At 39.2% G+C, this 8583-nt stretch carries 11 protein-coding genes and 1 pseudogene; all 12 read left to right on the forward strand.

What is annotated here, in order from left to right:
• Window positions 1–288 precede the first annotated feature (288 nt).
• Window positions 289–1311 (forward strand): RHS repeat-associated core domain-containing protein, encoded by a 1023-nt coding sequence (locus SLS51_RS24760; protein WP_439126904.1) that lies wholly within the window; start codon window positions 289–291, stop codon window positions 1309–1311.
• Window positions 1311–1676, forward strand: coding sequence for a hypothetical protein (locus SLS51_RS21950; protein WP_323840657.1), 366 nt, complete (start codon window positions 1311–1313; stop codon window positions 1674–1676). Before SLS51_RS24760 ends, SLS51_RS21950 begins: the two co-directional genes overlap by 1 nt.
• Window positions 1677–1935: 259 nt before the next feature.
• Window positions 1936–2328 carry an Imm50 family immunity protein gene (locus SLS51_RS21955; protein WP_323840658.1) on the forward strand — a complete coding sequence of 131 codons (393 nt, stop codon included), beginning with the start codon at window positions 1936–1938 and terminating at the stop codon, window positions 2326–2328.
• 171 nt (window positions 2329–2499) lie between these two features.
• Window positions 2500–2601 (forward strand): annotated as a pseudogene (locus SLS51_RS21960) (RHS repeat-associated core domain-containing protein); the annotation flags it as partial.
• 189 nt (window positions 2602–2790) lie between these two features.
• Window positions 2791–3027 (forward strand): hypothetical protein, encoded by a 237-nt coding sequence (locus SLS51_RS21965; protein WP_323840659.1) that lies wholly within the window; start codon window positions 2791–2793, stop codon window positions 3025–3027.
• A 10-nt stretch (window positions 3028–3037) separates the two neighbouring features.
• The gene (locus SLS51_RS21970) at window positions 3038–3409 is read left to right on the forward strand and encodes a hypothetical protein (protein WP_323840660.1); all 372 of its coding nucleotides are present in this window, start codon (window positions 3038–3040) and stop codon (window positions 3407–3409) included.
• A gap of 974 nt (window positions 3410–4383) precedes the next feature.
• A complete protein-coding gene (gene ybiA / locus SLS51_RS21975) occupies window positions 4384–4830 on the forward strand; it encodes a riboflavin biosynthesis intermediates N-glycosidase (RefSeq protein WP_439126905.1) in 447 nt (148 codons plus the stop codon).
• A gap of 225 nt (window positions 4831–5055) precedes the next feature.
• Complete coding sequence (locus SLS51_RS21980; RefSeq protein WP_323840661.1) at window positions 5056–5298, forward strand: hypothetical protein; 243 nt, start codon at window positions 5056–5058, stop codon at window positions 5296–5298.
• Between the two features lie 668 nt (window positions 5299–5966).
• Window positions 5967–6122, forward strand: coding sequence for a hypothetical protein (locus SLS51_RS21985; protein ID WP_323840662.1), 156 nt, complete (start codon window positions 5967–5969; stop codon window positions 6120–6122).
• Between the two features lie 569 nt (window positions 6123–6691).
• Window positions 6692–6943, forward strand: coding sequence for a hypothetical protein (locus SLS51_RS21990; protein WP_323840663.1), 252 nt, complete (start codon window positions 6692–6694; stop codon window positions 6941–6943).
• A gap of 306 nt (window positions 6944–7249) precedes the next feature.
• Window positions 7250–7795 (forward strand): type VI secretion system domain-containing protein, encoded by a 546-nt coding sequence (locus tag SLS51_RS21995; protein WP_323840666.1) that lies wholly within the window; start codon window positions 7250–7252, stop codon window positions 7793–7795.
• Window positions 7792–8583, forward strand: a 792-nt coding sequence (locus SLS51_RS22000) for a type VI secretion protein IcmF/TssM N-terminal domain-containing protein (protein WP_323840664.1), incomplete at its 3' end; no start/stop codon positions are given. The genes SLS51_RS21995 and SLS51_RS22000, both read left to right, overlap by 4 nt.

The following is an 8583-nucleotide window of genomic DNA, read 5'->3' on the forward strand; positions in this document are numbered from 1 at the left end:
GCGCAGTTTGGCGGCCCGCGGGCCTGTGACGAACAGTTTGTGTACGATGCCGGTCAGCATCTGCATTACCAAAAACGGGTGCCGGAGCGGCTCAGTGAAGACCTGCGCCAGCACTACCACACCCAGCAGGCGGGCCGGGTGATTCAGCACGGGGCCTGCACGTATCGCTACGATGAAAACGGGCGGCGGACAGAAAAAACCGAACAGCGGTGGGGATACCGGCCGCGGACCTGGCGCTACCGCTGGGATGCGCACGACCGGCTGACCGGGGTTATCAGCCCGGAAGGGGTGCGCTGGCGCTATTGCTATGATGCCTTCGGGCGACGGATTGGCAAACGACAGGAGACAGACACCGCCGGACCGCCGGCAAAACCGACCGCGATAATCGGCTATGATTACCTGTGGAGCGGCGAGCAGCTGATTGAAGAGACGCCGGTGTATGCAGATGGCACTGTCGGGTATGCACAGAGCATTCACTGGCTGTATGAGCCGGGGGCCCTGACCCCTTCGGCCCGGTTTGAAAAAGGCCAGCTGTACTATGTGGTGAGTGACCATCAAGGGACCGTACGGGAAATTCTGACCGAGGCCGGGGAGCTGATATGGGCAGGACGACTGCTCACCTGGGGCGAGCCGGAATGCTGGCCGGTGCTGACAATCAATGACCCGCGCAACCTGACGTGTAACCTCCGGTTTTGTGGGCAGTATGAGGATGAGGAAAGCGGGTTATTTTATAATCGGCACCGTTATTACGAGAGGGAAACAGGCCAGTACTTATCGCCAGATCCGCTGAATCTTAGTGGTGGCATTAACCCGTACGGGTATGTCCATGATCCGGTCAATTGGATAGATCCGCTAGGGTTGACTGATTGTCCGGCAAGTCTTACTAGGGAACAAAGGCAGGCAAGGATCAATGAGCTTGCAGAGGCTAATGCACTCAGACGTTTACAAGAAATGGAAAATATGAATCCTAGATCTCACTTCCTTGAGAGACATGGTGCCCAAACGTCTTTAGAATCCCAGCTTGGACGAGCAACTAATGGAGCGAATCCTACTACGGGAGTTCAGCAGCGTACACCGATGGCAGCAACTCGATTTGATAGTCATAGAGATCAATTAAATGCTATACAACGAGCACAAACTATTCAGCGACAATCAGGTGGCGCTGTGACTAAAGCTACAATTCCGTATGGAAGAAGAATCGGTGAAGGGTATAGCAAGACTGGCCCAACATATGGCACTTCGAGTACCGCAACAGTGATCTTAACTCCAAATGGGCAAACAATCACTGCATATCCTGTATGGGGGCGATAATGAATAAATTTGATTTAAAAACTAAAAATGAAATTTCTATATTAGTAGGTTTTCTTTCTGCTCTTGATGAGGAAGTTATCAGTGATAAAGATTATTTGTTAATTAACAATAAAAATGTTAATAATAAAGATGATCTACGTTCTGTTTCAGAAATTGTTCTCAAACCTTGGTTTTTAGAATATATACCAGCCAATAGAGATAAAGTGATTCAGTCTATTAACTTTATTATAAATAGAAAAGTTAATCTTGTTGATGTTGTTTTTTCTGAAATGAATTTTATTTTTGACTATGAAATAGAAGATAAGTCTCTTTTTTTGACAGAAATAAAAGGTTTTCTTGAAGAATATGTCAGAGGTAATGACTAACTATTTGGATTTAAGAAACTGCATTGTTCATTAATAATAAGAAATAGTGTTTTTGGAGAGTTTATATCTATGGCTTATTTCGATAAAAATCAGATATAAAATATCGTTGAAATCAGCCGGAAAGATCCCCGTGATCTTCCGGCTTTATTGTTCTTACCGTGGAGCGTACCCGTGCCATACCAGCGCGGACTGTAACCGCCCTATCGCATCCTTGATAAGCCAGGACTCATCATTATGAATTTCCAAGGAGGTTATAATTATGTGGTTCGATAATGCTATACATAAAGAAAAGATTAAGTTCATGTTTAATAATGAACTTTCTATTGATGATGTTGAATTTGAAAACTTTATATACCACGATTTTTCAATTCTTAGGATACAACTACGAGGTAAAAAATTACCAGTAACAGTCCCAAAAAAATGGAGTAAAAATATATATAATTCCCTCAGTATTATATTGACACTTGGAAATGTATCTACACTAAATGTTAATGGAGGAAAAGTGGGATTTGAATGTACTCCTATTATTAAATCAACACGAGAAGAAACCACATTAACAATAGAAAATAAAGATTTTTATCTTCATTGTGTTGCTGGTTTTATGACTATTGATGATATCACTCCTTATTTAGATCAACGTTGGATTAAATAATAAATAAGGCTGGAAGATCATTTAGGATCTTCCAGCCTTGTAATCCCCAATCAGCGCCCACATTCTCAACTTAATTTCACTGAGATGGTGTTGCTGGCGCTGATCAAGCCAGCTATGTATCGCATGACCCGTAAACGTGTGGTGAACTCATGTTGACATCGCTCTAGGTATTACCATAGCGAGATCGGGCAATACCTCTGTGCCGACCCATTAAATCTTAGTGGGGGATTTAACCCGTACAGTTATGTCCATGTTCCGGTAAATTGGATTGACCCTCTTGGGCTGAATTCAGAATTAATTGCGACGCAGGAAAAGATCAATTCAATACTTCGTGAGCATTTACCGGAAATACGTAAAATCGACCCGAATGCGGAGATTGGTTATCGAGGTAGTGCAGCGAGTGGAATTAGTAAGGCTCATGATCCGAGCATAGCAAGACCTGTTAATTTAAAAAGCTTTGATGTGGATGCGTTTATTAAATCCGATTATCTAGCTTATAACCCAGTATTTGATAATAGGCGTCGTGATGCTAATAAAATTGAAGGAATGAAAGAAATAGAGGCATCTATAGATAAGAAGTTAAAAGCAACAATTCCTGGATTAAGGGACGAGCCTTTCGGCTTCAGAATTTTTAAATCTCATGAACTAGATGAGCTTGCAAGAAAAGGCGATATTCAACAGATGGTTAAGTGTAAATAGGTTAATAAATATGTACTCAAAAAAATCAAGGCAATTAAATTTTGTTTTACTGGAAGATATTCCTTTTGAAGAATTAATATCTAAATTAGAGAAGGCATTCAATATTGAATTGCCTTATAAAGATATTAAAGGACGTTATATTGCTAAAGCAAATCAGCAAGAGTTTGATATTGAAGTTGTTGATAAAATTGACCAGTTAGGTGATTTTTTATGTGATGATTATCATGTGATGTATATAACTATTGACTCTGATAAATACTTTAATTTTGAATTTGAAAATAAAATTATTTCGATTTTAAAAGATGGACAAATAGAATGGAGATATGCAACCTGGTCAAAATTAGAAGATTCTGAACATTGGAGAAGAATATATCCAAATTAAATAAAAGATAGCTTAAAAAATATAAAGCCGGAAAGATCCCCGTGATCTTCCGGCCCTGTTCTACTTGACTCTCAATTGAGGGAAGAAATACCAGGAGTAAATATGGTAGCTGAACATATAGAAGATAAAGGCAAAACTATAACTATTACACAGGCTGAAATTAATGCATTGAAAAAACTTATTATGTACATTAAATTCTCTTGTGAAGAAAATTAATCTCTACAATATGCCAGTAGTTATTCCATTAATAGTTTTCTTGATAAATTAATTGACATTGATTGCTTTGGAAATGCAGCAAGAGCATTTTACAGCAAGAGAAATATTGATAACGAAAAATTTGTCACAAAAAAATCAATGACGACCAAGAGAGAAGCGTAAATAAAATGGATAAAGATATATATCAGGAAGTATTTAAAGAAGCACTTTATCCATTTAAGAGTAAATAAATCAATAAAGCCAGAAATTTTTTATTAAGATCTTTCTGGCTATCTTTGTATCTATAAATTAAGCTTACTATTTCATCATTTGCATCCTAACCTCTAGCAATCAGGTTTGCTCACTGAAATGGTTGTTAATCCTCTTCACTATCCAAATAGCTGTCCCTAATACAGCTACAATTAGCTTATTTGAGTGCTTTTTAACGCAAACCTGAATTACCCATATGAAACATTCGGCACGAGGCTTCAAACCAGAACTCACTCAAGTCCTGATATGGCGAGGGTTACAGAAAATAATTTACTATTTTAGAACACTTTATTTAGGATTAATATTATGAATTATTTTATCACTCTCATAAAATTACTGACATTAAATATAGACTCCTTAATTTACCTATTTTTCAAGCGCATGAAAAAATTAAGTAATATTTATTATATAGATGATGTTCAATTATATTTTATTTCTAAAAAACATTATCAGATTAACTTTATATCAAACAATCACCAAAGATAATAAAAAACCAAAATCATATGATCATGAATAATGCAATTTATTTCTACAAAGTTAATGAACCTTATGGCTACTTTTCTAATTTTTCAAAACACGGGTTAGCGGTAAATGGTGTTTACTGGCCTACCGTTGAACATTACTTTCAAGCAAAAAAATTCTTTGATTTCAATATCAGAGAAAACATTCGCAAATTAAATTTACCAAGAGACGCAGCAAACGCAGGCCGAGACAGAAAGAAACCATTAAGAACAGACTGGGAAGAAGTGAAAGACAATATTATTATGCGGTTTGCTGTTTTAGAAAAATTCAAGCAGCACAAAGAAATACGAGAAATATTATTATCTACCGGTAATGCTCGTTTAATTGAACACACGAAAAACGACTTTTATTGGGCTGACGGTGGCGATGGTTCTGGTAAGAATATGCTTGGAATTATCTTAATGGAAGTTAGAGAACAATTAAAAAAGTTTTAATTATTTTAACTGTATAATTTAATTCGATAAAGCTCCAACAATTTTTCTGTCTTTTAATGATTAAATCAAGTCTGGAAATATGTTCCTGGAGCAAAATAAAATGAGTAAATTACAGCCATTAAGAATACCATCAGGATGATCTATTAATAATTTTTATGACGTTGAACCAATGGAATAAAATACGGCTATGTCCATGATCCGGTCAATTGGATTGATCCTTTCGGGATGACATCTTGTCCAGAAGTATTAACTAAAAAAGATGATCGCAGAAGAAGACATCATTCTCGATCTGCTGCATATGAAAAACACACTAAAGCTAGAACCCAAGAAAAAGCTAAATCTCTATCTTCCAATGGAGGAACAACACAATATTGGGGGAATAACTTACCTAATAATGCAACAGCACAACAAGTTACTGCTATTAGAAATAAGATAGAAAAAGATGCGTTAAATAAGATCCCAAAATAGTGCTACATTTTATACCACTCATAATTCTATGTATAACAATGAGTTGAAGAGGGCTATGTGTAGCATAATTACGAAATGTTATTTAAGGAATGGTGCAGAAATTAACCTGAGCAATAATAAAGGCTCATCTTATTATATTCACGATGCAGGATCTCCAATTGGATATAATAATGGCAAGCCAACTCAATATTTGAGAGTGGAAGTTACCAATTCGCCTAACCCTGAATTTTATTGACACCCAATATCACAAAGTGACTACAATGTGTATATTAGACCTAAAAAATGAATATAGTTCAAAAAATACATAATTTGTTTCCTCTAAAAAAATGTATGTGCCATCTGGATGGCTTATAGCTAAAAACCACCTAACTGATGCTGATCTAAATATATTTAATAAATTAAGTAATGATGATAAGTTTTTGATAAAAGATGTTTTTTCTCATCCAATATATTTTATTCATGTAGTGAATGTTTTGTTGGCAATAATATATGTATGAAAGGTGTTATTGGTGTTGGATGCTTATTCTATAAAGAAGATTCTGATTCAGAACAAGAAGATATATTTAATTCTGGTGCAATCCGTTATCAAATAACATTATCTTTATATATAAGGAAAATCTAAAGTAAGCTTCTATTCATTTGATAAAATAGTTAATGAAAGAAATTCAATGATCGATGAAGTTAATTTTTTGATGCAGTTTTTTTCTGAAAATGTTATCGATGCAATAAATCAATATGGTTTTAAAACTGATTTGGATCACCATCTGAATATGAAAAGAGAATTATTAAATAATTTGTATGATAAAAAATTAATTTTGATATAAGTTAATATAAATAAAGCCGGAAAGATCCCCATGATCTTTCCGCTTTGTTATTTTTATACTTAAAATAAATATTTTACAGGGTTGACCTTATATATTAAATATATAACTTAAAACCACAAAAATATAAAATAAATAAGAATACAAACAAAGGAATAATACAGAAAAATACAAAATACATATTAAATATATACATAATCAATATTTTAGATATTTTATTCTATTTTCTCTCTGAAACAGTAAAAACCCGGAATTGCTTCCGGCTGGCTTCTTTCTTACCGAGGTGAATGCCACGCCAACGCCGACAGGTTAGTGTAATAGCAAGGCTATCAAGGTAATCATCACGGATATACTGATGCAATACTCTGGATAAAATAAATCTACATCAATCAATTAATATCATATCGAAACAAGTAGCTCACATCCAAAATATAGCTAAAAAAGATATTGAGAATGGCAATATTATTAAATCCAAAGATAGGTATAACACTAATATTAAGGGGGAAGACGTAAATTAAAAATTAAGACAAAGCATCTTTGATCTCTGGAGTAAAATTTTAGGATAATTTAATATGGATGAGATAATAAGTTTTTATATGGAACCTGTTGAATTTTTTAAAAGTTCGGATTTTTCATCCAGTTCTATTGAAGAATTTAATGAATATGAAGTTATTGATAATAAAGATAGGGCATTAAAACTTCTTTTCGATCAAGACATACCAGGTAACTATATATCTTGGAGTAAATTTTTCTCTGATCGGATATCCGAGTTTTATCTTCATGATGATTATAAAAAGCAGAAAAGGATATCCTTGATAGAGTAAAATATCCACCCAAGATCAAGTTAAAAAAAGATGAGAAAAAGAAAATAATATCTTATAAGAAAGAAACAAGGGTTAGTTGATAACATAGAATACGATAACTTTCTAAATGAAGTAAATGATGAATGTAATGACAGGTTAAATATGATAAGCATTTATCGATATTTATTTTCTTTTAATCAAGACGCTAAATTAGAAGAAATATTTTCTATATTTAAAAAAGGAGTTATGCCGTGCGGTATAAAGAAAGACAAAAAGGCATGAGTTATTTTCAATCCTATTCTTTTGAAGAATAGAGAATAAATAGAGATAGAACAGAGTCTGACCCTGGCCCCTTACTGGCTTGACGGCCACGCTCTCGCGGCACAGGCCGCCGGCAAACTGGGTTACCCCGCCGTGGCTGACGCTATCCGCGATGAACTCCGGGCCTTTCTTGACCGTCTGCCGGCCCTGCAAAACCTGTCTTTCGCCGACAGGAGCCCGTTTATCTCCGACACCACGCTGAACTGGCTGCGTCCGCCGGCGACCGCCACCGGTGCCACGCCGGAACAGGACGCTGTCTGGCACTGTTTTCAGCAACACGGACTGGAAGCCGCCCTCCACGCCGCGGAGCAATATCAGCAACAGCTGACCGAACCGCGGGATCAGTTCTACGGTCAGTTACTGACGGCCCAGTTACTGGAACAGGCGGGCATGCACGCACTGGCACAACAACATTACCGCCAGCTGCGCCAGGCAGGACAACACCTGTCACTTGCCGACTGGGAGCCCGGCCTGCTGGCGGCCCTGGCAGAAAAAGCCCCGATGACCGCCCCCGCACAGGCGACGACCACAAACAGGAGCGTTAACCCATGAACTGGCTTTCTCTGCTGCTCAAACATATCAAAAAACCGGCGAGGCCGCGTCTGCCGCCACTGAAAGCCACCGCTTCGCTGATACTGGCCCTCCTGCCCTGTCTGGCCCTCATCTGGCTGTGGTGGTGGGGACCCGGCTGGCAGTTTAAACAGACGCATCCGCTGGACACCCTGTCTGCCCGCTGGCTGGCGACGATGATTATCCTCCTGCTGGCCCTGAGCGTTGTCGGGATAAAAATCTGGCGCCGCCTGCGCCAGCTTGAAAAACTCAGGCTGGAGGGGGAACGGAACACCGTCGATCCGGTGCAGGCCGATATCACCCGTCAGGACCGTTATCTCCATCACTGGCAAGCGCAACTGCAACGCCATCTGGGGACCCGGGATTATCTCTACCAGCGCCCCTGGTACCTGGTGATGGGTAACACCGGCAGTGGCAAAACCGCCCTGATTCAGGCCGGCTGCCGGCTGACTGACATTGCCGCCCCGGACACCCTGACCGGAGAAGACGCGCTGCCCCGGCATCTGCGCTGCTGGCTGGGGGAGAAAGCCGTCATCCTTGACCCGGACGGCTTCCTTATCGACCCGGTATCGCCGCCGGACACCCCCAACCCCCAGCTGCCCGCCCGCCTGTGGCAGGCCCTGCTCGTCTGGCTCACCGAAAACCGTCAGCGCCAGCCACTCAACGGCATCATCCTGACGGTGGACATTCACCGCTTACTGACCGACAACAAAGCGCAGCGGGAACGGGATATTGCCGCGCTTCACCTGCGCCTGCAGGATCTGCGATTA

Origin of the sequence: Photorhabdus africana, assembly GCF_035181445.1 — a bacterium.
Taxonomy (GTDB): Bacteria; Pseudomonadota; Gammaproteobacteria; order Enterobacterales; family Enterobacteriaceae; genus Photorhabdus; species Photorhabdus laumondii.

Bases quoted from the DNA above. Each gene is read 5' to 3' on its own strand.
- SLS51_RS21950 (WP_323840657.1), top strand. From the start codon at position 1,311: ATGAATAAATTTGATTTAAAAACTAAAAATGAAATTTCTATATTAGTA.
- SLS51_RS21980 (WP_323840661.1), top strand. From the start codon at position 5,056: ATGACATCTTGTCCAGAAGTATTAACTAAAAAAGATGATCGCAGAAGA.
- SLS51_RS21955 (WP_323840658.1), top strand. From the start codon at position 1,936: ATGTGGTTCGATAATGCTATACATAAAGAAAAGATTAAGTTCATGTTT.
- SLS51_RS21990 (WP_323840663.1), top strand. From the start codon at position 6,692: ATGGATGAGATAATAAGTTTTTATATGGAACCTGTTGAATTTTTTAAA.
- ybiA (WP_439126905.1), top strand. From the start codon at position 4,384: ATGAATAATGCAATTTATTTCTACAAAGTTAATGAACCTTATGGCTAC.
- SLS51_RS21985 (WP_323840662.1), top strand. From the start codon at position 5,967: ATGATCGATGAAGTTAATTTTTTGATGCAGTTTTTTTCTGAAAATGTT.
- SLS51_RS21970 (WP_323840660.1), top strand. From the start codon at position 3,038: ATGTACTCAAAAAAATCAAGGCAATTAAATTTTGTTTTACTGGAAGAT.